Genomic DNA, 24,289 nt, shown 5'->3' with positions numbered 1-24,289 from the left:
TAATGTATTCGGTGAGAGGAAACGCCGATCGATCAGTCTTATGAACAGCAAAAGCCAAGGCCCGATGTCAGAACCGGACCTTGGCTTCGGTTTTGTGTCGGTAGAATTGATCTGAGAGATACAGCGCGAATAACGGTGAAACCTCTACGAACAAGAGAGTCGGAAAAGGAGACGTCTTATGTCGAGCAATGAGTTTGCCGACCTGTTGGTGAGCGGGGGTTCGGTCGGCACGTCCGGCATTCCGGAAGCTCTGGCGACGCTGGAGTCGAAGATCGCGGCGGGCACCGCCAGCGTCGGCGTCATCGGCCTGGGTTACGTCGGCCTGCCTCTGGCGCGGCTGTTCGCGCGGGCCGGCTTCTCGGTGACGGGCTTCGACATCGATCCGGAAAAGGTCGCCAGCCTGAACGGCGGCACCTCCTACATCGGCACCGTGTCGACCGACGAGGTCCGCGGCATGATCGAGGAGGGCCGCTTCACGGCCACGGCGAACTTCCAGTCGCTGGCCGACATGGACGCCATCGTCATCTGCGTGCCGACGCCGCTCACTCGCAACCGCGAGCCGGACATGAGCTGCATCGAGGTCACCACCCGGCAGATCGCCCAGGTGATGCGCCCCGGCCAGCTGATCGTCCTCGAATCGACCACCTACCCCGGCACGACGCGCGAAGTCGTGCGCCCGATCCTGGAGAAGACCGGCCTCGTCAGCGGCACGGACTTCCTGCTGGCCTTCTCGCCGGAGCGCGAGGACCCGGGCAACGAGACCTTCACCACCGCCCGCATCCCGAAGATCGTCGGCGGCGAGGACCCCAACGCCCTGCGCATCGCCTGCTCGATGTACGGCCGTGCGCTGGAGCGTGTGATCCCGGTCTCGTCGCTGGAAGCGGCCGAGGCGGTGAAGCTGACCGAGAACATCTTCCGCTGCGTCAACATCGCGCTCGTCAACGAGCTGAAGGTCGTCTACGACGCGATGGGCATCGACGTGTGGGAAGTGATCGAGGGCGCCAAGACGAAGCCCTTCGGCTACATGCCCTTCTACCCCGGCCCCGGCCTGGGCGGTCACTGCATCCCGATCGACCCCTTCTACCTGACCTGGAAGGCCCGCGAGTTCGACGTCGCCACCCGCTTCATCGAGCTGGCCGGCGAGATCAACACCCGCATGCCGCATTACGTGGTGGAGCGGCTGTCGCAGGCCATGGACTCCAAGCTCGGCCGCGCGCTGCGCGGGTCGCGCATCCTCGTCCTGGGCGTTGCCTACAAGAAGAACATCGAGGACATGCGCGAAAGCCCGGCGCTGAAGATCATCGATCTTCTGCAGGACCGCGGCTGCGAGGTCTTCTACTACGACCCGCACGTGCCGGAGCTTCCGGAGACGCGCCGTCTGGCCCGCATGGCCGGCACGCCGTCGGTCGCGCTGGAGGAAATCCAGGAAGGCGCCTTCGACGCCGCGATCCTGTGCACCGACCATGACTCCTTCGATCTGAAGGCCTTCCTGGACGGGCTGCCGCTGATCGTCGACACCCGCAACGCCTTCGGCAAGGCGGGCATCGTCGACGAGAAGATCGTGAAGGGCTGACCGCCGGCCTGGACCCTCACCGACCGATCCTCAGGAGAATGGGATGGCCGCGTACACTCATGTAGACGGAGCCCTGGGGTCCGAAGCCAGCACCCGGGAGGTCGCGCTCCGCGACCTCCTCCAGGTGCTGCGCCGGCGCCGGAGCACGATCATCGCCAGCGTCCTGTGCTGCACCGCGCTGGCCACCACCGGTGCCCTGCTCTATGAGCCGCGGTTCACCAGCCAGGCCGTGCTCATCATCGACCCGCGCACGACGGAGGTCACGGACATCAACGCCGTGATCTCCAACCTCCCGCGCGAGGCGGCGGCGATCCGGACCGAAATCGACATGATCACCTCGACCGCCACCGCCGCCAAGGTGGTGGACCGGTTGGGGCTGGTCCATGATCCGGAGTTCAACGGCGCCATCGAGCGGCCCTCGGCCATCGACCGCGCCATCGCCGGGATCAACGACACCGTCGGCTACGACCTGTCGCCGCTGCGCCAGCAGATCACCGGCTACCTGAATTCCGCCGGCATCGGCGTCAAGGAGCCGACGTCGCCGGAGAAGGAACGCGCGGCGGTCATCGCCGACGTCCGCCGCGGCCTGTCGGCGACCAGCGACGCGCAGTCCTACACCATCGTCGTCTCCTTCAAGGCGAAGGAGGCAGAGAAGGCCGCGCGCATCGCCAACGCCTTCGTGGACGAGTATCTGCTCGACCAGCTCCAGACCAAGCAGGAGGTCACCCAGCAGGCCAACAAGTGGCTGGAGGACCGCATCAACGAGCTGCGGGCCCAGGTCGAGGTGTCGGACAAGGCGGTGCAGGACTACCGCGCGCAGCAGGGCCTCGTCCTCGGCGGCACCGGCGGCGAGACCTTCCTGTCGCAGCAGCTCGCCGAGCTGAACCGCGCCCTGGTCGTCGCCCAGACGGAGCGCGGCCGGGCGGAGGCGCGGGCGCAGAACGCCCGGATCGTCGCGCGCAGCCCGACCGAGGGCAACGCGGCCGAGGTGCTTGGCTCGCCGCTGATCCAGCGGTTGGGCGAGGAGGAATCGGGCATCGCCCGGCGGCTGGCCGAATACCGCACCCGCTACGGCGACCAGCATCCGGCGGTGCAGGCCTACGTCAACCAGTTGACGAACCTGCGCCAGAAGATGCGCGAGGAAGCCACCAAGATCATGGCGGTCATCAACAACGAGGTCGAGATCGCCCGCGCCCGCGAGCGCGAGCTTGAGGCCGCGCTGAAGAAGCTGACCGCCGAGACCGCGGGCGAGCTGGGCGCCAACGTCCGCCTGGCCCAGTTGCAGCGCGAGGCCGACGCCAACCGCCGGGTCTATGAAGGGCTGCTCCAGCGTCTCGTCGAAACGCGCGAGCAGGACGACCTTCAGCAGCGCGACGCCCGCGTCGTGTCCTTGGCGGAACCGCCGCTGGAGCCGTCGACGCCGGGCAAGAAGCTGTTCGTCGGCGGCGGTCTGGCCGTGGGCCTGCTGATCGGCATGTTCCTGGCCTTCCTGCGCGACCATCTGAACAAGACCTTCCGCAACACCCAGCATGTGGAGGAGACGATCGGCGTGCCGGCCATCGGGCTGGTGCCGTCCCTGCCGCATCACAAGAACGCCAAGCCGGAAGACTATGTCCTCGACCGTCCGCGGTCGGAGTACAGCGAGGCGGTGCGCGCCATCGGCGTGTCGCTCTACGCCCGCGGCGCCCTGAACACCGGCTCGGTGGTGATGGTCACCTCCGCCGTTCCCGGCGAGGGCAAGACCACCGTCTGCCTGACCCTGGCGCGCATGCTGGCGGCGTCCGGCCGGCGGGTCCTGCTTCTGGAATGCGACCTGCGCTGCCCGCGCATCGGGAACGTGCTGGGCGACAACGCCCCGGGCGACCTGAGCGACCTGATCGTCGGCAAGGCGGAGTGGAACGACGTGGTCCAGGTGGACGGCCGCACCGGCCTCCACTACGTCGTCGGCCGCCCGCATTGCGACCATCCGCAGGAGCTTCTGGGGTCGGAAAAGCTGGCGAGCATCATCAAGTTCGCCTCGCTCGAATACGACTGCGTCATCCTCGACACCCCGCCGATGGCGGTCGTGGCGGACGCGGGCGTGCTGACCCGGTCGGCGACGGAATGCCTGTTCGTGGTGCGCTGGGAACAGACGCCGCGCGCCGTCGTCCAGCGGGCCATCGAGCGGCTGACCGAGCTGGGCCGCGACGTGACCAGCGTCGTGCTGAGCCGGGTCGACCTGAAGAAGCTGGCCCGCACCGACGCGTCGGAAGAGGCCTACGGCATGAACGAGGCGCGCCGCTACTACACGCGCTGACCATGACGTGACGGCGGAAACGCCCGGCGCCCCGGCGGCCGGGCGTTTCCGTACCCCCAGGGAGGAGTTGTCCCGGGGGTTCATCGGGGGAACAGGATGAGTGCAACGCCATTTCCGCGAAACCGAGCCGCACTGGCGGCGGCGCCCGCTGCGGACGCGCCGCCCGCCCGGCCGCGGACGCCGCTCCTGCGCAGCGCGGCCGATCTCACGCCCAGCCTGTTCGATCAGGTGGTGTGCGCCATCGGCCTGATCCTGCTGTGGGACGCGCTGCTGTCGGTGATGATGTCCGCGCCCTCGCAGCGCTTCATCCTGCGCGCGGGCGGCGCGCCGGAATCCTCCGGCGACACCATCAAGCAGCTCATCTTCGCCGCGCTCTACGCCACGGCCCTGCTGCGGATCGTCATGCTCCACGGCGTCCGGGCCTTCCGCTATCTCAGCATTCCCATGGCGCTCATGGTGGTGCTGGCCATCGCGTCCAGCCAATGGTCGCATGACCCGTCGCTGACCATCCGCCGCAGCGTGGCCCTGGTCGGCACGACGATCTTCGGCCTCTATGTCGGCCTGTCCTACGGCGAGGTCGCGCTGGCCCGGCTGATCCACCGCGCGGTCTTCGTGCTGGCGGTGCTGAGCGCGCTTCTGGCGATCGGCCTGCCGAGCTACGGCCTGATGCCGGCGGAGCAGGGATCGCAGTGGCGCGGCGTCTTCTCCCACAAGAACGGCCTGGGCGACGCCATGGCCTTCGGCCTGACCGCCGGGCTGTTCGTCCTGCGCTCCCGCCCGGTGACCGACACCATGGCGCTGGTCTGGCGGCTGGGCACCTTCGCCATCATGGCCGGCTGCCTCGCCATGTCCGGCTCCGCCACGGCGCTGATCGTCGCCACGGCGGGCATGACCTTGGTGATGCTGGTCACCCACCGGCAGGACGCCGGGTCGCTGGCGCTGGAGCTGTACGGCGGCACCATGGTCATCATGCTGGCCGCCATCTTCGCGCTGCTGAACCTGGAGAGCATCACCGGGCTGCTCGGCCGCGACATCACGCTGACCGGGCGCACGCTGATCTGGGACTTCGCCTTGCGGATGATCGGGCAGCAGCCGGTGCTGGGCTACGGCTTCAGCGCCTTCTGGTCGGGACTGGACGCGCCGGGCGCGCTGTTCTGGCGCACCTCGGGCCGCTTCGACATCCACGCCCACAACGGCTTCATCCAGACGACGCTGGACGTCGGCCTGCTCGGCCTCGGCCTCTTCCTGGTGGCCTATGTGATCTACCTGTCGCGCATCGCCCGGATCGTCCCGGTCGACCGCAGCGGGGCGGCGCGCTGGCACATCGTCTTCGCCATGATGCTCCTGCTGGGCAACGTCGCGGAGAGCAGTCTGCTGATCCAGAACGGCCTGCTGTGGTTCCTCTTCACCGCCTTCCAGACGCGGCTGGCCAAGACGGTCCACGCCCACGCCCTGACGCCGCGTCCGGCGGCGGGACGGCGCCCCAAGCTGCAGAACGGCATCCCGGTTGCGGAGTCGCGGTCATGATGTCGAGCGGCTTCGCCTTCTTCGCGACCCGGATCGCCGTCGGCATCCTGGGCTTCGCGGCGGTCGCGGTCTTCTCGCGCATCGTCACGCCGGAGGCCTACGGCCATTACGCGCTGGTGATGGCGGCGGCGGCGGCGATCAACGCCTGCGGCTTCTCCTGGATGGGCCTGTTCGTCCTGCGCAAATGCGGCGGCGACGCGGCGGAGCGGGACGCCTGGCTCTCCACCGTGGTCACCGCTTTCCTGGTGGTGGCCTGCGGGGTGCTCGCCATCCTGGGCGCGGTGGTCGCCTTCTATCCGGGCATGAACGGCATCGACTATGTGCTGTATCTGCCGGTGATCGCGATCCTGATCTCCTGGTTCGACCTGTCGATCCAGATGTCGCGAGCGCGGCTGAGAGGCTCGGTCTTCGCGGCCAAGTCCTTCGCCAAGGCGCTGTTCGGGCTGGCGCTCGGCTCCGCCTTCGTGCTGATCGGCTGGAAGGAGGAGGGGCTGCTGCTCGGCACCAGCATCGGCTTCCTGCTGGTCACGGCGATCTGGCTGCGCTCCGACCTCAAGGGCATCTCGCTGCGCTGGCCGGCGCGGGAGCGGGTTGGCCTCCTGCTGACCTTCGGCGGTCCGCTGATGCTGAGCCTGATGGTCGGCTGGGCGCTCGATTTCGCCGACCGCTTCCTGATCTACTGGTTCATCGGCGAGGCGGCGGCCGGCGCCTATGCCATGGCCTTCGACCTTGCCAAGCAGCCGATCATGCTGGTGGCCTCGGCGGCCTCGCTGGTCACGCTGCCGATGGCGTCGCGCGCCTTCGACAGCGCCGGCCCGCGCGCCGCGCGCCCGATCATGGCGCAGAACCTGACGATCCTGCTGCTGGTCTGCCTGCCGCTGGTGCTCATGGAGGTGATCTCCGCCCAGGGCATCGTCGGGCTGCTGCTCGGCGAGGCGTACCGCGAGACCGGCGCGGCGATCATGCCGCTCGTCGCCCTGTCGGTCTTCATCAGCATCCTGCGCATCTATCACTTCGACCTGTCGCTGCACCTGACCAAGAAGACCGGCTACATCCTGAAGCTGACCATGCTGACGGCGGTGCTGAACGTCGGCGCCAACCTGTTCCTGATCCCGCGCTTCGGGGTGATCGGGGCGGCCTACGGCTCGCTGGCGGCCCAGCTCGGCTGGGTGGTGGCCGCGGCCATCCTGATGCCGCGCGCTGGCGTGCTGGCGGTGCCGGTGAAGGATCTTCTCAAGGTGACCACCGCCGCCCTGCTCTTCGCCGCCGGGCTGAAGATCGCGGCGATGGAAAGCGACCTGCTGCTCGTCCAGCTCGCCCCGGCGGGCAGCCTCTATCTGCTGGCCCTGGCCGTGCTCAACCCCGCCAACCTGATGGGTCAGGTGCGGATCGCGCTGGCCCGGCTGAAACGCACCCGATCCCCGGCATGAACCCCATGAACAGGCGTGAGGAAGGAACAGGCATCATGTCGAAAAAGCTGGTGGTTTGCGTGTGCACCTACCGCAGGCCGAAGGATCTTCACCGCACGCTGCTGTCGCTGGAGGGGCTGACCTTCAACCCCGACGCCCCGCTGGACGTCGAGGTGCTGGTGGTGGACAACGACCCGGCGCGCTCCGCCGAACCGCTGTGCCGCGAGATGGCGCAGGATTGGCGCTTTCCCATCCGCTACGCGGTGGAGCCGGTGCCGGGCATTCCCGCCGCCCGCAACCGCTGCCTGGACGAGACCACGGACGCCGACCTGATCGCCTTCATCGACGACGACGAGGTGGCGAGCCCCGGCTGGCTGGACTGGCTGGTGACCGCCATGGAGCGCACCGGCGCCGCCGTGGTCGCCGGCCCGGTCCTGCCGATTTACGAGAAGCGCCCGCCCGACTGGCTGACCAAGGGCCGCTTCCACGACCTGCAGCGCATGCCCACGGGCAGCGAGCCGGCCTATTGTGCCACCGGCAACGTGCTGTTCCGCCGTTCCATCCTGAAGGGCGGCGTGCGCTTCGACCCGGAGCTGAGCCTGTCCGGCGGCAGCGACGTTCTGTTCTTCGAGCAGATCCGCCGCCAGGGCCACCGCATCGTGTGGTGCGACGAGGCGACCATCGAGGAGCATGTGCCGGCCAGCCGCATGACCGCACGCTGGATTCTGCGCCGCGCCTTCCGCCTCGGCACCTGCGTGTCGCTGACCGAGGCCAAGCTGAACGGCCAGCGCCGCACGCTGGTCAAGCGCTCCACGCTGGGCCTCGCGCACATCGCGCTGAACATCGCCGCCCTGCCGCTGGTGCCGATGGTGATGGCCTTCGACACGAGCTGGCCGATCCGCCGCCTCCAGAAGATCTGCGTCGGCAGCGGTTATCTCTACGGCCTGATGGGCTTCCAATATCTGGAGTACAAGCGATGAAGGACGTTGCGATGAACGGCGGGGCGATGAAGGGCGGCGCGGCGGAAGCCCCGCCCGTCACCGTCAGCGCGGTCATCCCGACGCGCAACCGCCCGCATCTCGTGCTGAACGCCGTGGAGAGCGTGCGCGCCCAGACACTCAAGGACGTCGAGATCATCGTCGTCGTCGACGGTCCGGACCCCGCCACCGTCGCGGCGCTGGAGGCGGTGGAAGACCGCCGCCTGCGCATCGTGCAGAACCCGGCGTCGCTCGGTCCCGCGGGGGCGCGGAACGCCGGGGTGCAGGCGGCGCTGGGCGAGTGGATCGCCTTCCTGGACGACGACGATTCCTGGGCGCCGGAGAAGCTGGAACGGCAGCTCGCCGCCGCCAAGGCGTCGGGCGCCAAGTTGCCGGTGGTCTCCTGCAGCACCAGCGTCAGCATCGGCGAGCGCCGCTACGTCTGGCCGCAGCGCCGGCCGGAGCCGGGCGAGCCGATCAGCGATTACCTGATCGACCGCCGCAGCCCGCTGTCCCGCCCCGGTTATCTCGCCACCCCGACGATCATGGTGCCGCGCTCTCTGGCGCTCGCTGTGCCGATGCCGGACTACCGCCATTTCGAGGATTGGGGCTGGTTGTTCCGCGCGCTCGACCAGCCGGGCGCGGAACTGGTCTTCGTCGACGAGCCCCTGTGCTTCGTGGAGATCGACGAGGGCCGCGCCTCGCTGCATTCGGTGGACGATTGGCGGCAGGCCTTCGAATGGGCGCGCACCCATCGCCCGCTGATGACCGGCAACGCCTATGCCGCCTTCCTGATGACCAAGGTCGTCGGCATGGCCCGCCGCGAAGGCGACTGGAACGCCGTCCGCCGCCTGCTGGCCGAGGCGACGCGGGCGGGCGACCCGAAGATGAGGCATTACCTGATGTTCTTCGGGACCTGCGTGGTGCCGCCGTCCTTCCACCGCCGGGTCCGCGCGGCGACCCATTCGGACGCCGCGACGGCATGAGGTGAGGGCGTTTGCCCCCTCCCCGGCCCTCCCCCGCTGCGCGGTGGAGGGAGATTATCCCCTCCCTCGCGCAGCGGGGGAGGGTTAGGGAGGGGGCAACAACACCCCCCTCCCCTCTTCACATCACCACGGCCAGCAGCAGCGGCAGCGTCAGGAACGACAGCGCCGTGGAGCCCAGCACCATCCCGGCGACCTCCTGCGGCGCGTTGTTGTAGCGCAGCGCCCAGAGGTAGTTGAACACCGCCACCGGCATGGTGCTTTCCAGCAGCACGACGCCGCGCATCGTGCCCTCCAGGTCCAGCAGTTCCACCACCGCCAGCCCGGCGGCGAAGCCGAGCAGCAGGCGCAGCGCCGACATGGCGAGCGACCGCAGCATGCCCTGCATCCGCAGCCCCGCCAGGGCCACCCCCAGCGAGAACAGCATCAGCGGCACCGCGCAGTTGCCGAGCAGCGTCGTCGTGTTGGTCACCCATTGCGGCGGCTGGACGCCGGTCAGCAGGACAAAAACGGCCAGCGCGACCGCGTAGATCACCGGGGTGCGCAGCACCTGCTTGGCGTCCGTGCGCCCCGCCGCCAGGGCCGGGCCGATGGTGAACTGGAGGACGGCGAGCGTCGCGAAGAACAGCACCGCCAGCCCCATCCCGGTTTCCCCGAAGGCGAACAGGCAGACGGGAATGCCCATGTTGCCGCCGTTGGGGAAGCTGAGCGCCGGCAGATAGACGCGCAGCGGCAGGCGGCTGGCGAGCAGGATCGGCGTCGCCATCAGCCCGGCCAGCGCCATGCTGCCGACCGAGGCCGCCGCCATGGTCAGCAGATCGTCCCCGCCCAGCGTCAGCCGGGCCAGCGAGGAGAAGACCAGACAGGGGGTGGAGACGTTGATCGCGAAGGTGGTGATGAAGGCGCTGTCGTAGGGCAGCTTGGCGCGGCTCCAGCCGAAGCCGAGGGCGGCGATCAGGAACACCGGCACGACGACGGCGGCGATGCTGGACAGGGGGGCAAGCAGGTCCATGGTCAGCGCGCGGCCCGCGTGGCGGTGGCGTGGAACCAGCCCAACCCGTCCTCCGTCCGCCCGCGGGGCCGGTACTCGCAGCCGATGAAGCCGCGGTAGCCGGTGCCGGCCAAAACCTCGAACAGATAGGGATAGTTGACCTCGCCGCGGTCGGGCTCCTGGCGGTCGGGCACCCCGGCGATCTGCACATGGGCGGTGAGGTCGGCGTTGGCCCGGATGCGGGTGGCGAGATCACCCTCGCTGATCTGGCAATGGTAGAGATCGAGCTGGAGCTTCAGGTTCGGTGCCCCCACCGTTTCGATCACCCGACGGGCCAGCGCGGTGCCGTTCATCAGATAGCCCGGCATGTCGCGGTTGTTGATCGGCTCCACCAGCAGCGTCAACCCGGCCTCCGCACAAGCCGCCGCGGCGTGGCGCAGATTGTCGGTGTAAGTCACCAGCGCCGCATCCCGCTCCAGCCCCTCCGGCGGGATGCCGGCCATGCAATGCAGAAGCCGGTTGCCCAGAACCTTGGCGTAGGCGATGGCCGTCACCACGCCCTCGCGGAACTCCACCTCGCGGCCGGGCAGGCTGGCGATGCCGCGCTCCCCCACCGCCCAGTCGCCGGGGGGCAGATTGAACAGCGCCTGGGTCAGCCCATGGGCGTCCAGCGCCGCTTTGATCCGCTCCGCCGAGGTATCGTAGGGGAACAGGAACTCCACCGCGTCGAAGCCGGCCGCCGCCGCCGCGCCGAACCGCTCCAGGAAGGGTCGCTCGGTGAACATCATGGACAGGTTGGCGGCGAACCTCATAGCGTCCGTCCCCTGGTTCTTATCGGCATCATCCCCTCCCCCATCGTCTGGGCCGCCGCGGCGGCCGGTTGCTCCGACAATGCAGCAGGCGGACGGTCCGGACAATCGCCGGCCTATGCCGCACACGCTTGTCAGGTGACCGCCCATACCGGTTGCGCGGGATTGCGGGTGACACGCACAGTGCACAACCCTTGCCGCAGCCGGACCCGACGGATGATGAAGCGACTCGCCGCCACCGCCCTGACTCTCCTTCTGGCCGCTTTGGGGGGTGGGCTGTTCGCCTTGGCGGGACTCCCCGCGGCGTGGCTGATGGGGGCGATGACCGCGGTGGCCGGCGGGGCCCTCGCCGGAATGAAGCTCCGCCTGCCCTCCCCGCTTGGCACAGCCGCCTTCGTGCTGCTGGGCATCTCCATGGGCGCCGGGGTGACGCCGGACACGCTGCATCAGATGGCCTCCTGGCCGCTCAGCATGGCGCTGCTCGCCGGATCGGTGATGGCCTGCCTGTACGCCTGCTCGGCGTGGCTGGAGCGGGTGCACCGCTGGGACCTGGCGACCGCGCGCTACGCCGCCGTTCCCGGCGCGCTTGGCGCGGTGCTGGTGCTGGCGGCGGAGAGTCGGGCCGATCTGCCGCGGGTGGCGCTGGCGCAGAGCCTGCGGCTGTTCGTCCTGGTCGCCGCCATGCCCTGGCTGTTGGACTTGGTGGCGTCCACCCCCGGTCTGCCGCCCCGCCCGGCCCTATCCGACCCGGCGGGCGCATTGCCCGAACTGGCGCTTCTGGTCGGTGCCAGCGCCCTGGCCGGGCTGCTGTTCCAGAGGCTGCGCGTGCCCGGCGGCGTGCTGCTCGGCGCCATGCTGGGAAGCGCGGTGTTGCACGGCAGCGGCCTCGTCGACCACCGCCTGCCGAACTGGTTGCTCAACGCGGGCTTCGTGGTGACGGGCGCGCTGATCGGGTCGCGCTTCGCCGGGGTCACGCTGGCCTCCCTGCGGGCGGCGCTGCGCCCGTCGCTGGAAAGCGTGGCGCTGGCGCTCGTCCTGTCCTCAATCTTCGCCTGGGCGGGAGGCTGGCTGCTCGGGCTGCCCTTCGGCCAGCTCTGGCTCGCCTACGCGCCGGGCGGGGTGGAGGCGATGACCATCGTGGCCTTCGTGCTCGGCCTCGACACCGCCTTCGTCGGCACGCATCACGTCGTGCGCTTCGCCGGGCTGGGCTTCCTGGCCCGCTGGTGGCAGCCCCGCCGCGGCTGAGCGGACGCCTTACAGCCCGTCGAAAAGCAACTGGGCCGGCGGTTCGGCCTTGCGCTTTTTCTTCTTCTCCTTCGGAGCCTGCTCCGCGTCCTTGGACACCTGTTCCGCCGCCGGTTTGTCCTGCGCCGCCTTATCCTCGGCCACCGCATCCTGGGCGTCCGGGTTCAGGGCCATCTCAACCCGCTCCAGAGGAGCCGGTTCGGGTATGGGCGCATCCGGAGCGGCCTCCACCGGCTCGGGCGCGTGGGCTGGTTCTTCCGCAACCGGCGTTGCGACGGGCGGCACGTCCTCCGCCGCAGCCTCCTGGACCGACTCCACGGCCGCGTCCTCGGCCGGCTTGGCCGCCTTTTTCTTCTTCGGACGGGCCGGGCGCGGCTCAATGCCCACCCCGTCCTTGACGCGGGCCTTGGCTTTGTCGCGGGCGACGGCCTCCGGAGCGTTCGGGTCGTCGTTCAGCCACTTGCCGCGCTTGATGACCTCATTCACGCGGCCCTGGTTGACGCTGAGCTGGAACGCAATCTCCTGCTGCGTCATGTCGGTGGTGCGGTGAAGCTCCAGAATCTGCGCGGCAAGTTCCGGGGTCATCTTCTTGCCGACGACGCGCCGCGCCGGACGGATCGACCGCTGGGCCTTGTCGCGTTCGCGCAGCTTGCCCAGGATCTCCAGGGCCTCCGTGTTGCCCGCCGTCTTCAAGGCTTCTTCGAATTCCTTGAGCGTCGCCACCCGTTCCTCCTGCCACCATCCACCCGCGGCGACACCATCGCATCGCCGGCCTACAAGACAGACTATACATGGAATCGCGCGGGCGGTTGAGAAGCCTCTTTCCGGGATATCCACAGAATGGCACGGGCGGGAAAGGGCGGCGATGCGACGCTATTAGACGTCTAATCGCCGGGGGCCGTCAGTTGCCCGGATACTGTTTCTCCTTCAAGAAGCGCGCGAGGTGGGCGGCGTTGCGCGCGGCCATCGCCGAGGTGGAAACCACTTTGTCGGGCACCCGGTCCAGATCCTGGAAGTCGGTCTTCTGCATCGCCTCCCCCACCCAGTAGCAGACGGCGTTGGCGGCGAGCGTGAAGCCGACGTCGTTCAGGGCCTGGAACAGCTCCGCCGAGACATGATGGGCACCATCCTCGTTGCCGACCACGGCCACCAGCGCGACCTTGCCGTAGGACACCATGCGGCCCTGGTCGTCCGTCTCGCCCAGAAAGGCGTCCATGCGCTCCAGCACCCGTTTGCACACGCTGGACGGCTGGCCCATCCAGATCGGCGTGCCGAGGATGAGGAGGTCCGCCTCCAGCATCTGGCGGCGCAGATCCGGCCAGGCATCGCCCGGTCCCTCGTCCGATGTGACGCCGGGCTTCACGTCGTGGTCGGCGACACGGACCGGCGCGCCCACCGCGACCCCCTGGGCCGCCAGATCCTTCTGGAGCAGGCCGATCATCGCGTCGGTCGAGGACGGCTTTCCCGATGGCTTCAGGGTGCAGTTCAGCGCGAAGGCTTTGATCGGCATGGTGCTCTCCGGACTTTATCCGCCGCGTTCCGGCGGTGACGTGAAGCAACATCCGCCCCTGGCAAACGTTGCGGCTTCCGGAACACGGCCACCGAAACCATGACCACCGAATTGCCCCGGCACAGCCCATCCGCCATCGGATAGGATGCGCTGGACAGAACCACAACGGAGGAAGAGCAATGCCGATCATGACCGTCCGACCCCTGTGCCTTGCCGCGGCGCTGGCCGGGTCCCTGGCGCTGGCCGGATGCGCCGGAAACTCGACGGGGCTCGGCCTGAACCTCGTCTCGCAGGAACAACTCGTCGAACTCGGCCAGCAGGACTGGCAGCGCCTGATCCAGTCGACGCCGGCAACCGCCAACGCCAGCTACCAGCGCCGCGCCGAGCAGATTTCGGCCCGCCTGCTGCGCGCCGCCTCGCTCGACCCCGCCGGTTGGGAGGTTCGGGTGTTCCAGGGCAAGGAAGCCAACGCCTTCGCCCTGCCCGGCCAGAAGATCGGCGTCTATGAGGGGCTGTTCCAATACGCCAAGACCGACGCGCAGCTCGCCGCGGTCATCGGCCATGAGATCGCCCACAATCTGGAGGGCCACGCCGCCGAACGGGTGAGCACCCAGATGGCCACCGATGCCGGCACCAGCATCCTGGGGGCCGTGGCTGGGGCGAGCGGGGTCGGCGGCAGCGAGATGATCGCCGCGGCGCTGGGCACCGGCGCGCAGTACGGCCTGCTGCTGCCCTATTCCCGGAACCAGGAGCTGGCGGCCGACCGCGCCGGTCTGCTGATGATGGCCCGCGCCGGCTACGACCCGCAGGCGGCCATCGAGCTGTGGCAGAACATGAAGCAGGCCGGGGCCGAGCAGCCGACCTTCATGTCCACCCACCCCGGCACGGCGGACCGCATCGCCGCGCTGCAGAAACTGATGCCCGAAGCGAAGGCGGCCTACAAGCCGAGCTGACCGGAGCGGCGGGTGGTGCCGCGGTCGCACCACCCGCCGGGCCTTGTCCCGCGAGAAAATTTTCTCGCCGAATGTTGACTCCTCTCCCCTGCCCCGGAGTCAACATTCCGGCTTGACCGCACTCCGGTGTCGCGCAAAAGTGGCCCCGGGGCAAGGCAGGGGAATGAACCATGCGCGGCGAGGACATCAAGGCGTTCCGAGAAGGCCGGACGCTGAACCAGCCGGATTTCGCGGCTTGGCTGAACGAAAAGCTCGGCCGGAAATACGACAAGGCGAAGATCTCGCGCTGGGAGAACGGCAGTGAGAAGATCCCGGCTCCGGTCATTTCCCTGCTGCTGCAGGAGAAGATCGGCACGGTGACGCGGCATGGCCCGGCGCTGATCTGTGCCGCAGCCAACCGCAAGGGCGGCGTCGGCAAGACGGCCTTCACCGTCAACACCGCCACCCTGCTCGCCCGGCACTTCAAGGTGCTGCTGATCGACGCCGACCCGCAGGCCAACGCCACCATCCATCTCGGCATCAACTCCATCAAGCGCGAGCGCGAGGAGAAAACCCTCTACTACGCGCTGAAGGCGTCGGTGGAGGCGCTGAAGGCGCGGGGGAAGGGGTTCGACCTCGGCGACTACATCGTCACCACCGACAGCGGGCTGGACGTGATCCCCAGCGGCATGCGGCTGGGCGACGCGGAGGCCGAACTGCAAAGCCAGTCCTCGGGGGATTGCGCGCTTCGCGAATGCCTGGATGGCGGAGCGCGGCAGAGCTACGATTTCATCTTCGTCGACACCCCACCGCATTTCGGCATGCTGGCGCGCAACGCGCTGACTGCCGCCAACACCGTCGCCATTCCCTGCCAGACCGAGATGCTGAGCGTCGCCGGCGTGGAGTTCCTGCTGGAGAACCTGGACATGATCCGTCGCCGGGCCAACCCCGGGGTCAGCGTCCTCGGCATCCTACCGACGATGTTCAACGCGCGGCTGACCCAGGATCAGGCATCGCTCGACGACATCCGCAACCTGTTCGGCGCGAAGCTGCGCGTCTTCGGCCCGATCCCGCGGGCGACCGTCTACGCCCAGTCGGTGGCCGCCGGACGCGCCGCGCTGGAGGCAGTGCCGGACGCGCCGGGCTATGAAGTCTATCAGGCCGTCGCCGACGCGCTGATTCAGGAACGTGCCCGTATGCCGGAGGTGATGGCCCATGTCGCGTAAACTGGCCCGGACGAACACCGGGGTTCTGGCCACCGCCGCGGCCGAGCGGCAGGCCCGCGAGGACGGGCAGGGCTTCAACCGCCGCGGCCCGGTCGTCGTGGAGATCGACGTCGGCCGCATCGTCACCAACCCCGACCAGCCGCGCCGCCATTTCGACGAGGCGGACATGGAGGCGCTGAAATCCTCCATCGCGCAGCATGGGCTGGCTCAGCCGGTCGGCGTGCAGCAGTTGGGGGACGGCCGCTTCCAGCTTGTCTTCGGGGAGCGGCGCTTCCGCGCCGTTCGTTCGCTCGGCCACCCGACCATCTACGCCGTCACCGTGACCGGCGCGTCGGACGAGCTGGCGCTGATCGAGAACGTCGTCCGCGCCGACCTGTCTCCCTTCGAGGAGGGCGACGCCTACGCCCGGCTGATGGAGCGCCACGGCTACCGGCAGGAGGATGTCGGGCGGATCGTCGGCAAGGACCGGGTGGACATTTCCCGCGCGCTGCTCATCAGCCGCCTGCCGCAACGCATCCGCGACGAGTACCCGCTGCACCGCCCGGCGCGCTACCGGCTGGTGGAGATCGCCCGGCTGAAAGGGGAGGGCGAGCAGCTGCGCGGCTGGGACGCGCTGGTCACGGAGATGACCCGGCGAGACGCCGACGAGGAAACTCCGGCGCCCACGGCGGCGAAGCCCCGCGCCAGCACCCTTCCCACCGGCAGCGCCCTGCCGAAGCCGCTGGCCAAGGCGGTGTTCGGGGCCCGCCAGAGCGTCGCCAGCGTCCGCGAGAAGGGCTTGGCGCTGGCCGACATCGACCGCGAGACGCTCCGCGCCATCCGCGACGACATCGACGCGATCCTGAACGCCGGAGAGGGCAGGGGAGGGGAGTAGCGGAAGGCGAACTCCGCGAGAAAATTTTCTCGCGGAGCCAACCTCGCCAGCGCGTCGGCGGCGCCGTTAGGCCACCGCTCCGGCGGGCTTCCGGGCGCTGTCCAGTGATTGCAGCAGGTTCGTGCGGGCCATCACCAGCAGCAGGTCCGTCTGGGTCACCACCCCCAGCAGCCCACCGGTCCCATCCACGATGGCGACCTCGTGCGTGCCGCCGTCCGACAACGGGCCGAGCAGGCGGAAGGCCGGGGTTTCCGGCCCGGCGGTCACCGGCGGGGCCATCACGGCGGCCACCGTCGCGGCGTTCCCGACCAGATGCGTATGCCCGACCAGACCGACCACCACATTGCTCCGATCGACCACCGGCAGGGTGCGGAAGCTGTGCTCGACCAGGAGGGCGCGGGCCACCTCGGGATGGGCCTCCGCGCTCACCGTCACCACGTCGCGGGACATAATGTCGCCGCAGGTGATCCCGCCATGCATCCGCTCCATGGCGTGAAGCTCCGCCTTCTCCAGAAGGGCGCTCAGGTCGTCGCGGTTGACGTCCAGCGCCTCTCCCAGCTCGCGGATTGCCTCGTCCAGGTCGTCGGCCGTCAGGCCGGCGCGTGACCGGGCGGGCGGATCGGCGGTGCCGTGGCTGTTGGCCGGCTTGGGCGGCGCCCGGTGCGGATAGGAATGGCCGGAGAAGCGATGGAACGTCCAGCCGGCCAGCACCAGCAGGATGGAGTTGACGGCCACCGGGTAGAACACGAACTGCATCCCCGAGGCTGCGATCGCCGGGCCGCCGATCACCGCGGTCAGCGCGGCGGCGCCGCCCGGCGGGTGCAGGCAGCGCGTCATCGACATGGTCGCGATCGCCAGCGCCACCGCCACGCCACCGGCCAGCATCGGGTCGGGAATCAGCGCCGCCACCATCACCCCGACCAGCGCCGACAGGGTGTTGCCGCCGATGATCGACCAGGGCTGGGCGAGCGGGCTGGCCGGCACCGCGAACAGCAGGACCGCCGACGCCCCCATCGGCGCCACCAGGGCCGGCGCGCTGGTGATGTGGGTCAGCAGGTTGTGGCAGAGCAGCCCCGTCGCGGCGAGGCCGAGCATCGCTCCGCAGCAGGCGATCAACCGGTCCTTCAGGTTCGCGCCGGGCAGGATGGGCCTGAACAGGGCAAGGCGGCGGCGGTTTTCGCGTTTCTTCAGCAGAGTGATTTTCCAGCGGCGCAGCAGATGCCGTATCTCGCGATGCATTCGGCCCGGTCCCTCCCAAGGTTTCGGCGTGCGGCGGCAGGATAGAACCTCAAGCTAAGTTGAGGTCAAACGGAAAGTGCCGGACCGCCTCACCGCTTCCGCGCGGTGTTGCCGCCATCGGACAGGAATCCGGGAGCGGGCGCCTTGATCGGGGGCAAGGGGGTGATTCCGTCCAGCGCCTCCTTCAGCCCCAGAACGCGCTCGATCGACGCCGTCCACTGGGCGACGGTCGCCAGATTGTCGATGGGCCAGGACAGCGCCGCGACGGCCTGCTGGAAGGCCTGAGCGGTCTGCATCATCACCCCCAGCGTGATCGCCCCCGCGGCGTAGCGTGGCGCCACCACCAGGATGGGGAAGACCGCGGACAACACCGAATAGGACGCACCGAAGGCCATCACGCGGACCAGCGCGCCGGTCTGCCCCTCCCAGCCGCGGCGCACCCCATCGAACAACAGGGATATGCGGCCGCGCTCCACGGCCTCGCCGCGCTGCCGGGCGATGACCGAAGCGTTCTCGCGAACCCGCGCCAGCCCGAAACGGAAATCGGCCTCCAGTCCCTGCCGCCGCTCCGCCGCGCGGACCAGCGGCCGGGCGACGGCGAGGGCGGCGGTGGTCCCGGCGGCGGCGAAGGCCAGGGCGAGGAGCAGCAGATGGCCGGGCACCGGAACGCTCACGCCGCCGATGGCGACGGGCACGACGCCGGACAGCCGCCACAGGATCCCGGCGAAGCTGACCAGAAGCAGCAGGCAGTAGGTCAGCGAATGCCCCAAATCGACGGCCAGTTCGGTGACGACGCGGACGTCCTCGGCGATGCGCCCATCCGGGTTGTCGTGATTGCCGGGGCGGGAGGGGAGGGCATGCTCGCGGCCGTCCGACACCCAGTCGCCGACCAGCCGCCGGGTCAGCCACGCCCGCCAGCCGAACTGGAGGCGCCGCTTCACCCACAGATGCGCCACGGTGACGGCGATGTTGTACAGCAGGATGCCGCCGGCCGCCGCGGCCATCATCGGCAGGCGGTCCATCGCCCGCTGCTCCAGCGCGTCGAACAGGCGCTGGCTCCACAGGTTCATCATCACCGGGACGGACACCTGCGCCACCGTCAGGACCAGCAAGGCCGCCGCCAGCGGCCGCACCGACCAGCGGTCCCGTCCCGACCAGTAGCCCCCGGCCAACCCGGCGAAGCGCCGGACGGGACCGGAGGCCGTCTTTGGAGAAATCCTTTTCGCCATGGCCGCCCATCCCGGCCGCTCAACCGAGACGCCCGACGTTCAGGCGCCCCGATTCAGCCTACCACCCATCCGGCGAATGGAAGCCGGAACAAGCGGCGATCCCTCCTCTTGCCGGATCAGGCGGCCCGGACGGTGGCGATGAAGCTGCGCACCTCGCTGCGCAGACGCTCCGCCTCGGCGGCCAGTTCCTCCGACGTGCCGTGGACATGGCTGGCGGCACTGCCGGTTTCCGACACCGCCGTGCTGACGCCGGCGATGTTGCGCGACACCTCCTCCGTCCCCTGTGCGGCCTGGGAGACGCTGCTGGCGATCTCGCGAGTGGCGGCGGCCTGCTCCTCGATGGCGGCGGCGATGGTGGTGGCGATCTCGCTCATCCGCCCGATGGTCTGGCCGATGCTGCCGATGGCCTTTTGCGCGCCGCCGGTGGTCTGCTGGATTTCCTGCACCTTCGACTGAATCTCATCGGTCGCCTTGGCGGTCTGGTTGGCCAGCGCCTTCACCTCGCCCGCCACCACCGCGAAGCCCTTGCCGGCCTCGCCGGCACGCGCCGCCTCGATGGTCGCGTTGAGCGCCAGCAGGTTGGTCTGAGCGGCGATGCCGCTGATGATTTCCACCACCTGCCCGATCTGCTCGGCGGCGGTGACCAGGGCCCTCATGGTGCGATCGGCGCCTTCCGCGTCGGTCACCGCCTGCCCGGCGATGCGGGTCGAGATTTCCACCTGCTGGCCGATCTCGGCGATGGAGGCCGACAGTTCCTCCGTCGCGCTGGCGACGGTCTGCACGTTGGCCGAGGCCTCCTCGGAGGCGGAGGCGACCAGCAGCGAGCGCTCGCTGGCGTCCGCGGCGGTGCCGGACAGGGTGCTGGCGGCGTTGTGCATGCCGCCGGCGGCGCTCGCCACCGCCTCGACGATGCCCTGGACGGTCGCCTCGAAGGTGTCGGCCATGCGGATCATCGTGGCGCGGCGCTGCTCGGCGGCCTGGCGCTCGGCCTCCTCCTGCGCCTTACGCATGCGCTCCATCTCCTCGGCGTTCGACTTGAAGACCTGGAGGGCGCGGGCCAGGGCGCCGATCTCGTCCTTGCGCCACCCCTCGTCCACCTGCACCGTGCGGTCGCCCTCGGCCAGCCGGCCCATCGCCCCGGTGATGGCGCCGAGCGGACGGGTGATCGCCCGCGAGATCATCCAGGCCAGCAGCAGGCCCAGCGCCACGGCGGCGGCGGTCACCGCGGCGCCCTGCCGCTCGGCCGCGGTCACCGCGGCGGCAGCGCTGATTTCCAGCCCCTTCAGGACCTCGGTGGAATGCTGGCGGATCGACCCGATCCTCCCGTTGATCTGGGCGCCGGCGCGGGTCAGCGTGTCGGCGTTGACGCGGGTCATCTCATCGGCGATGGCGGCGATGCGCTCGATGCCCGCGGTGTAGCGCGGCAGCTTGGCAAGCAACTCGGTGCGCTTGGCGGCGCCCGGGGAGTCGGCCCAGCCCTTGGCCTCGCCCTCGACGTCGGCGACCACCGCCGCCAGATCCTGGCGGATACGCACCAGATCCTCGGGCTTCGTCTCGGTCACGAAACGGGCGACGAGCACGCGCACCAGCAGAAACTGCTCGCTGACGCCCGCGGCCTGAACGGTGCGGTCCAGATTGCCGGTTTGCCGTTCGGCGGTCACCAGTTCGCTCAGCGTCCGGCGGATGTCGGCACCCAGCCTGTTCACGACCTCCGCGACGATGCCGTCCCGTTCGGTGCGCAGGGCGACCAGACGGTCGAAACCGGTCAGGAAATCCCGTTCCAGCCCGCGGATCTCCTCCACGGCCTGACGGTCGGCGCCGTCGCGGATCCCGGGGGCCGCCTTGTCCAGATGCCGGCGGAAGTCCCCGGCTGTCGCGCGAAAGCGGTTGGCAGCGCCGTCCGTGCCGGAAACGAGAAACTCCGCTGCCGCCCCCAGCGCGTCGGACAGCGCGGTATCGGCCTCTCCCAACGTCACCGTGATGTCGGACTGCGCCGCGTAGCTGCGCAGCGCCGTATCGTTGGACCGGAGGCCGCTCCAGGAAACCGCCCCCAACGTGACCAGCAGGGCCAGCGTGACCCCGAAGCCGGTGTAGACCTTGGTGGCGGTGCGCAAGTTGGCGAAAGCACGAAGGGAGGTGGTCATGATGGGATGTCCTGCCTGGGGGGTTCTTCCTTGGGGGTATTTTTTGTTCGGCGTCGGTCGCCCGCACCGGATCAAATCATTCTCAAATTCCGTACCAACTCCCAATCCCCGCGCAATTGCTGTTCCACCCAGCAAAATTCCCGAGTGGGCTGCGCGGTTGTTCCTTCCCAACCGTTGCAATTTGCCAACGCGCTCCCATCCGCGTCGCAAATTGCCACGCCCGCGTCGGCAGGTTGCGAATGGGAACGCCGTGACCCTCCCCGTGTTGAGGGCCGGTGTTGAGGGAAGCGCCGTCAGAGCGCACACTGTCCCCTCTCTGCACCCACGCATCAACGAGAGGTCGATCATGCCGGACCGCAAGCATTTCGCTCCGCCTGGGCCAATCGGGTTTGGTGGCGCCCCGCTCGGCAACATGTTCGAAGAGGTGCCGGATGACGTCGCGGAGGCCACGCTGGCCGCCGCCTGGGACGCCGGCATCCGCTATTTCGACACGGCGCCGGAGTACGGCCCCGGCATCTCGGAGCACCGGTTCGGCCATGTCCTGCGCAACCGCCCGCGCGACGACTTCGTCCTGTCCACCAAGGTCGGACGCCTGCTGCGCGCCGACGCGAGCAAGGGCGGCCAGCACGGCCCCTTCGTGAAGGGTTTGCCCTTCCGGGTGGACTACGACTACACCGCCGACGGGGTCCGCCGCTCCATCGAGGACAGCCTGCAGCGGCTGGGCATGGCGCGCATCGACATCGCCTACATCCACGACTGCGCGGAAGACGCCCACGGCGACCGCTGGCTGGAGGTGTTCGACACGGCCATGAAAGGCGCCGCCGTGGCGCTGACCCAGCTTCGCGAGGAGGGCGTCATCCGAGCCTGGGGGCTGGGCGTCAACCGGGTGGAGCCCTGCGTGATGGCGCTGGAGCGCGCCGACCCGGACGTCTTCCTGCTGGCCGGACGCTACAGCCTGCTGAACCAGCCGGCGCTGGACACGCTGTTCCCGCGCTGCCAGGAACGGGGCGTCCATGTGGTGGTCGGCGGCCCCTACAACTCCGGCCTGATCGCGGGGGGCAAAACCTTCGAGTACCAGGAGGCCCCGCCGGACAAGGTGGCGGCGCGCGACCGGCTGGCCGAGATCGCCAAACGGCACGGCGTGGACCTGCGGGCGGCGGCGCTGCAGTTCTGCGCGGCGCACCCGGTCGTCGCCTCGGTCATTCCGGGCACCAAGAATCCGCCGCGCGTGCAGGAGAACATGGCCCTGATGAAGCAGCCGATCCCGGCGGACTTCTGGCGGGAACTGAAGCAGTCCGGCGTCCTGCCGGAGCAGGCGCCGACACCGGCCTGAACCTCCGGCCTAATCGTCCGCCCGGACGGCGGCGGCGATCCAGTGGCGGAAGCTCTGCATCGCCGCCGTCTCGGGACGGGAGTGCAGGCGGGTCAGCCAGTAGCGGCCCGCCGGCACCTCGATGGTGAATGGACGGACCAGCCGGTCGGTGGCCAGATCGTGGCCGAACAGCCGCGCCGGCAGCAGCGCCACCCCGGCGCCCATCGCGGCGGCGGCGGCGATGGTGGGGGAGGAGTCGAAGACCGGACCGCGGATGGCCGGGCAGAGCACCCCGGCCAACGCGAACCAGCGCTGCCATTCCTCGATCCGGTAGGAGCGCAGCAGCACCTCCCGCGCGAGGTCCGCCGGGGCGGACAGCCGCTGCGCCAGCGCCGGGGCGCAGAGCGGGGTCAGCGGGGCGTCGAGCAGCGGCACCGCCTCCACCCCGTGCCAGGAGCCGTCGCCGAAGCGGATCGCGAAGTCCAGCCCCTCGCCGGCCAGATCGACCCGGTTGTTGTTGGTCAGGATGCGCAGGTCGACCGCCGGGTTCGCCGCGGTGAAGGCCGGCAGGCGCGGCAGCAGCCAGCCCGTGGCGAAGGTTCCCACCACCCCGACCGTCAGCACCTCGTGGTAGCGCCCGTCGGCGAAGCGGTCGAGCGTCGCGCCGATGCGCTCGAAGGCGTCCATCAGCACCGGCACCAGCGCCGCCCCCTCGTCGGTCAGGGCGAGGCCGCGCGGCAGGCGGCGGAACAGGGTGACGCCCAGCCGCGCCTCCAGCGTGCGGATCTGCTGGCTGACCGCCGCCTGGCTGACGCACAGTTCCAGCCCGGCACGGGTGAAGCTGAGATGGCGGGCCGACGCCTCGAAGGCGCGCAGCGCGTTGAGCGGAAGCTGGGGGCGGGCCATGGACAGCTATAAGTTTTTCTTGTGGCTTATGAAAACTATCATCGTTTGTTCGAAGGCCGGCAGCTTTTTATCGTCCGTCCATCGACACGCTATGACACGAGGCTACGATGATCGGACGGCGGGCTTTCCTGGCCGCGGCGGGCGGCATGACGCTGCTGGCGGCGACCGGCGTGAAGGCGGAGAAACTTAGGAAATTCGGGGACAAGCGGCTGGCGGACGCCATCGCCGCGCTGGAAAGGCGCAGCGGCGGCCGGCTCGGCGTGGCGGTGCTCGACACCGGCACCGGGCAACGCTTCGGGCATCGCGCGGACGAGCGCTTTCCGATGTGCAGCACCTTCAAATTTCTTTTGGCTGGCGCCGTCCTGAAGCGGGTGGACGAGGGCCGCGAGCGGCTGGATCGGACGATCCCGGTGACCAAGGCGGACATGGTCCCCTACGCCCCCTTCGCCGAAACCCGCCTCGACGGTCCACCCCCCACGGTGGCCGAACTGTGCGAGGCGACGATGACGCTCAGCGACAACGTGGCGGCGAACCTGCTGCTGCCGGCGGTGGGCGATCCCGCCGGGCTGACCGCCTTCCTGCGCACGCTGGGCGACCGGAAGACCCGGCTGGACCGCAACGAGCCGTCCCTGAACAGCGCCATCCCCGGCGACCCGCGCGACACCACCACGCCCGCGGCGATGGTCCACAGCATGGAGCGGCTGATGCTGGACGATGCGCTGACCCCGGCGTCGCGCGATCAGCTCATCGCCTGGATGGTTGCCAACCGGACCGGCGACAAGCGCCTGCGCGCCGGGCTGCCGAAGGGCTGGCGCGTCGGCGACAAGACCGGCACGGGGGTGCGTGGGACGGCCAACGACATCGGCATCGTCTGGCCGGAGGGGAGGGCGCCGCTGCTGATCGCCAGCTACCTGACCGAGACGGCCGATGCCTTCAAGGAGCGGGACGCCATCCATGCCGGCGTAGCGCGGGCGGTGGCCGACGCCCTGAAGGGCTGATCGCTGAGGACTGGCCGGTTCCTGCGGCATGTCGTCACTGGGGTTTACCCTAAGAGGTGTAGGGATGCCCCCAATAGGAGTGGGGGCAGGGCGCCGGTACCCTTCGCAC

The 24,289-nt window shown here is 69.5% G+C and carries 20 protein-coding genes; 12 read left to right on the top strand and 8 right to left on the bottom strand.

Annotated features, from left to right (window positions below; genetic code table 11):
• The first annotated feature begins 178 nt into the window (after positions 1 to 178).
• The 6 genes from FBZ83_RS08630 (at position 179) to FBZ83_RS08605 (ending at position 8,768) form a co-directional block, all read left to right on the top strand.
• The gene (locus FBZ83_RS08630; protein ID WP_145682051.1) at positions 179 to 1,573 is read left to right on the top strand and encodes a nucleotide sugar dehydrogenase; all 1,395 of its coding nucleotides are present in this window, start codon (positions 179 to 181) and stop codon (positions 1,571 to 1,573) included.
• Positions 1,574 to 1,616: 43 nt separating this feature from the next.
• Positions 1,617 to 3,869, top strand: coding sequence for a GumC family protein (locus FBZ83_RS08625; protein ID WP_145682050.1), 2,253 nt, complete (start codon positions 1,617 to 1,619; stop codon positions 3,867 to 3,869).
• A 96-nt stretch (positions 3,870 to 3,965) separates the two neighbouring features.
• A complete protein-coding gene (locus tag FBZ83_RS08620; protein WP_145682049.1) occupies positions 3,966 to 5,396 on the top strand; it encodes an O-antigen ligase family protein in 1,431 nt (476 codons plus the stop codon).
• The gene (locus tag FBZ83_RS08615; protein WP_145682048.1) at positions 5,393 to 6,826 is read left to right on the top strand and encodes a lipopolysaccharide biosynthesis protein; all 1,434 of its coding nucleotides are present in this window, start codon (positions 5,393 to 5,395) and stop codon (positions 6,824 to 6,826) included. The genes FBZ83_RS08620 and FBZ83_RS08615 overlap by 4 nt, the downstream gene beginning before the upstream one ends.
• 35 nt (positions 6,827 to 6,861) lie before the next feature.
• Entirely contained in the window at positions 6,862 to 7,785 is a 924-nt protein-coding gene (locus tag FBZ83_RS08610) for a glycosyltransferase family 2 protein (RefSeq protein ID WP_145682047.1), read from the top strand.
• Entirely contained in the window at positions 7,782 to 8,768 is a 987-nt protein-coding gene (locus tag FBZ83_RS08605; protein ID WP_145682046.1) for a glycosyltransferase family 2 protein, read from the top strand. The genes FBZ83_RS08610 and FBZ83_RS08605 overlap by 4 nt, the downstream gene beginning before the upstream one ends.
• Positions 8,769 to 8,886: 118 nt before the next feature.
• Here FBZ83_RS08605 and FBZ83_RS08600 read toward each other — a convergent pair whose 3' ends face one another.
• Both FBZ83_RS08600 and otnI read right to left on the bottom strand, forming a co-directional pair.
• Positions 8,887 to 9,777 (bottom strand): AEC family transporter, encoded by an 891-nt coding sequence (locus tag FBZ83_RS08600; RefSeq protein ID WP_145682045.1) that lies wholly within the window; start codon positions 9,775 to 9,777, stop codon positions 8,887 to 8,889.
• Between the two features lie 2 nt (positions 9,778 to 9,779).
• Positions 9,780 to 10,568 (bottom strand): 2-oxo-tetronate isomerase, encoded by a 789-nt coding sequence (otnI, locus tag FBZ83_RS08595; protein ID WP_145682044.1) that lies wholly within the window; start codon positions 10,566 to 10,568, stop codon positions 9,780 to 9,782.
• 213 nt (positions 10,569 to 10,781) lie between these two features.
• Between otnI and FBZ83_RS08590 the strand changes: the two genes are divergently transcribed.
• Complete coding sequence (locus FBZ83_RS08590; protein WP_145682043.1) at positions 10,782 to 11,810, top strand: AbrB family transcriptional regulator; 1,029 nt, start codon at positions 10,782 to 10,784, stop codon at positions 11,808 to 11,810.
• A 9-nt stretch (positions 11,811 to 11,819) separates the two neighbouring features.
• Here FBZ83_RS08590 and FBZ83_RS08585 read toward each other — a convergent pair whose 3' ends face one another.
• Together FBZ83_RS08585 and FBZ83_RS08580 are read right to left on the bottom strand one after the other, a co-directional pair.
• A complete protein-coding gene (locus FBZ83_RS08585; protein ID WP_247888219.1) occupies positions 11,820 to 12,647 on the bottom strand; it encodes a hypothetical protein in 828 nt (275 codons plus the stop codon).
• A 64-nt stretch (positions 12,648 to 12,711) separates the two neighbouring features.
• Positions 12,712 to 13,320, bottom strand: coding sequence for a flavodoxin family protein (locus FBZ83_RS08580; protein ID WP_145682042.1), 609 nt, complete (start codon positions 13,318 to 13,320; stop codon positions 12,712 to 12,714).
• Between the two features lie 188 nt (positions 13,321 to 13,508).
• On the opposite strand from FBZ83_RS08580, the gene FBZ83_RS08575 reads away from it, so the two are divergent.
• From FBZ83_RS08575 to FBZ83_RS08565, 3 genes are all read left to right on the top strand, one after another.
• Positions 13,509 to 14,273 carry a M48 family metallopeptidase gene (locus tag FBZ83_RS08575; RefSeq protein WP_041813439.1) on the top strand — a complete coding sequence of 255 codons (765 nt, stop codon included), beginning with the start codon at positions 13,509 to 13,511 and terminating at the stop codon, positions 14,271 to 14,273.
• Positions 14,274 to 14,443: 170 nt separating this feature from the next.
• Complete coding sequence (locus tag FBZ83_RS08570; RefSeq protein WP_145682040.1) at positions 14,444 to 15,478, top strand: AAA family ATPase; 1,035 nt, start codon at positions 14,444 to 14,446, stop codon at positions 15,476 to 15,478.
• Complete coding sequence (locus FBZ83_RS08565; RefSeq protein WP_145682039.1) at positions 15,468 to 16,352, top strand: ParB/RepB/Spo0J family partition protein; 885 nt, start codon at positions 15,468 to 15,470, stop codon at positions 16,350 to 16,352. Before FBZ83_RS08570 ends, FBZ83_RS08565 begins: the two co-directional genes overlap by 11 nt.
• 66 nt (positions 16,353 to 16,418) lie before the next feature.
• Here the strand turns inward: FBZ83_RS08565 and FBZ83_RS08560 are convergent, their stop codons facing one another.
• The 3 genes from FBZ83_RS08560 to FBZ83_RS08550 form a co-directional block, all read right to left on the bottom strand.
• On the bottom strand, positions 16,419 to 17,591 hold the full coding sequence (locus FBZ83_RS08560; RefSeq protein ID WP_145682038.1) for an HPP family protein: 1,173 nt from the start codon (positions 17,589 to 17,591) through the stop codon (positions 16,419 to 16,421).
• A gap of 89 nt (positions 17,592 to 17,680) precedes the next feature.
• Positions 17,681 to 18,820, bottom strand: coding sequence for an SbmA/BacA-like family transporter (locus FBZ83_RS08555; RefSeq protein WP_145682037.1), 1,140 nt, complete (start codon positions 18,818 to 18,820; stop codon positions 17,681 to 17,683).
• Between the two features lie 116 nt (positions 18,821 to 18,936).
• A complete protein-coding gene (locus FBZ83_RS08550; RefSeq protein ID WP_145682036.1) occupies positions 18,937 to 20,964 on the bottom strand; it encodes a methyl-accepting chemotaxis protein in 2,028 nt (675 codons plus the stop codon).
• A gap of 346 nt (positions 20,965 to 21,310) precedes the next feature.
• Between FBZ83_RS08550 and FBZ83_RS08545 the strand changes: the two genes are divergently transcribed.
• Positions 21,311 to 22,297 carry an aldo/keto reductase gene (locus tag FBZ83_RS08545; protein ID WP_145682035.1) on the top strand — a complete coding sequence of 329 codons (987 nt, stop codon included), beginning with the start codon at positions 21,311 to 21,313 and terminating at the stop codon, positions 22,295 to 22,297.
• Positions 22,298 to 22,306: 9 nt separating this feature from the next.
• Here FBZ83_RS08545 and FBZ83_RS08540 read toward each other — a convergent pair whose 3' ends face one another.
• Positions 22,307 to 23,182, bottom strand: a complete 876-nt coding sequence (locus FBZ83_RS08540; protein ID WP_145682034.1) for a LysR family transcriptional regulator — start codon at positions 23,180 to 23,182, stop codon at positions 22,307 to 22,309.
• 107 nt (positions 23,183 to 23,289) lie between these two features.
• On the opposite strand from FBZ83_RS08540, the gene bla reads away from it, so the two are divergent.
• Positions 23,290 to 24,180, top strand: coding sequence for a class A beta-lactamase (gene bla, locus FBZ83_RS08535; protein WP_145682033.1), 891 nt, complete (start codon positions 23,290 to 23,292; stop codon positions 24,178 to 24,180).
• The last annotated feature ends 109 nt before the right edge of the window (positions 24,181 to 24,289 follow it).

Origin of the sequence: Azospirillum brasilense (assembly GCF_007827815.1) — a bacterium.
Taxonomy (GTDB): domain Bacteria; phylum Pseudomonadota; class Alphaproteobacteria; order Azospirillales; family Azospirillaceae; genus Azospirillum; species Azospirillum brasilense_C.
The sequence above is the reverse complement of the archived record's forward strand: the minus strand, read 5'-3'. Positions and strand labels throughout refer to the sequence as shown.

Coding starts and splice junctions, on each gene's coding strand:
- FBZ83_RS08630 (WP_145682051.1), top strand. CDS start 179: ATGTCGAGCAATGAGTTTGCCGACCTGTTGGTGAGCGGGGGTTCGGTC.
- FBZ83_RS08625 (WP_145682050.1), top strand. CDS start 1,617: ATGGCCGCGTACACTCATGTAGACGGAGCCCTGGGGTCCGAAGCCAGC.
- FBZ83_RS08620 (WP_145682049.1), top strand. CDS start 3,966: ATGAGTGCAACGCCATTTCCGCGAAACCGAGCCGCACTGGCGGCGGCG.
- FBZ83_RS08615 (WP_145682048.1), top strand. CDS start 5,393: ATGATGTCGAGCGGCTTCGCCTTCTTCGCGACCCGGATCGCCGTCGGC.
- FBZ83_RS08610 (WP_145682047.1), top strand. CDS start 6,862: ATGTCGAAAAAGCTGGTGGTTTGCGTGTGCACCTACCGCAGGCCGAAG.
- FBZ83_RS08605 (WP_145682046.1), top strand. CDS start 7,782: ATGAAGGACGTTGCGATGAACGGCGGGGCGATGAAGGGCGGCGCGGCG.
- FBZ83_RS08600 (WP_145682045.1), bottom strand. CDS start 9,777: ATGGACCTGCTTGCCCCCCTGTCCAGCATCGCCGCCGTCGTCGTGCCG.
- otnI (WP_145682044.1), bottom strand. CDS start 10,568: ATGAGGTTCGCCGCCAACCTGTCCATGATGTTCACCGAGCGACCCTTC.
- FBZ83_RS08590 (WP_145682043.1), top strand. CDS start 10,782: ATGATGAAGCGACTCGCCGCCACCGCCCTGACTCTCCTTCTGGCCGCT.
- FBZ83_RS08580 (WP_145682042.1), bottom strand. CDS start 13,320: ATGCCGATCAAAGCCTTCGCGCTGAACTGCACCCTGAAGCCATCGGGA.
- FBZ83_RS08575 (WP_041813439.1), top strand. CDS start 13,509: ATGACCGTCCGACCCCTGTGCCTTGCCGCGGCGCTGGCCGGGTCCCTG.
- FBZ83_RS08570 (WP_145682040.1), top strand. CDS start 14,444: ATGCGCGGCGAGGACATCAAGGCGTTCCGAGAAGGCCGGACGCTGAAC.
- FBZ83_RS08565 (WP_145682039.1), top strand. CDS start 15,468: ATGTCGCGTAAACTGGCCCGGACGAACACCGGGGTTCTGGCCACCGCC.
- FBZ83_RS08560 (WP_145682038.1), bottom strand. CDS start 17,591: ATGCATCGCGAGATACGGCATCTGCTGCGCCGCTGGAAAATCACTCTG.
- FBZ83_RS08555 (WP_145682037.1), bottom strand. CDS start 18,820: ATGGCGAAAAGGATTTCTCCAAAGACGGCCTCCGGTCCCGTCCGGCGC.
- FBZ83_RS08550 (WP_145682036.1), bottom strand. CDS start 20,964: ATGACCACCTCCCTTCGTGCTTTCGCCAACTTGCGCACCGCCACCAAG.
- FBZ83_RS08545 (WP_145682035.1), top strand. CDS start 21,311: ATGCCGGACCGCAAGCATTTCGCTCCGCCTGGGCCAATCGGGTTTGGT.
- FBZ83_RS08540 (WP_145682034.1), bottom strand. CDS start 23,182: ATGGCCCGCCCCCAGCTTCCGCTCAACGCGCTGCGCGCCTTCGAGGCG.
- bla (WP_145682033.1), top strand. CDS start 23,290: ATGATCGGACGGCGGGCTTTCCTGGCCGCGGCGGGCGGCATGACGCTG.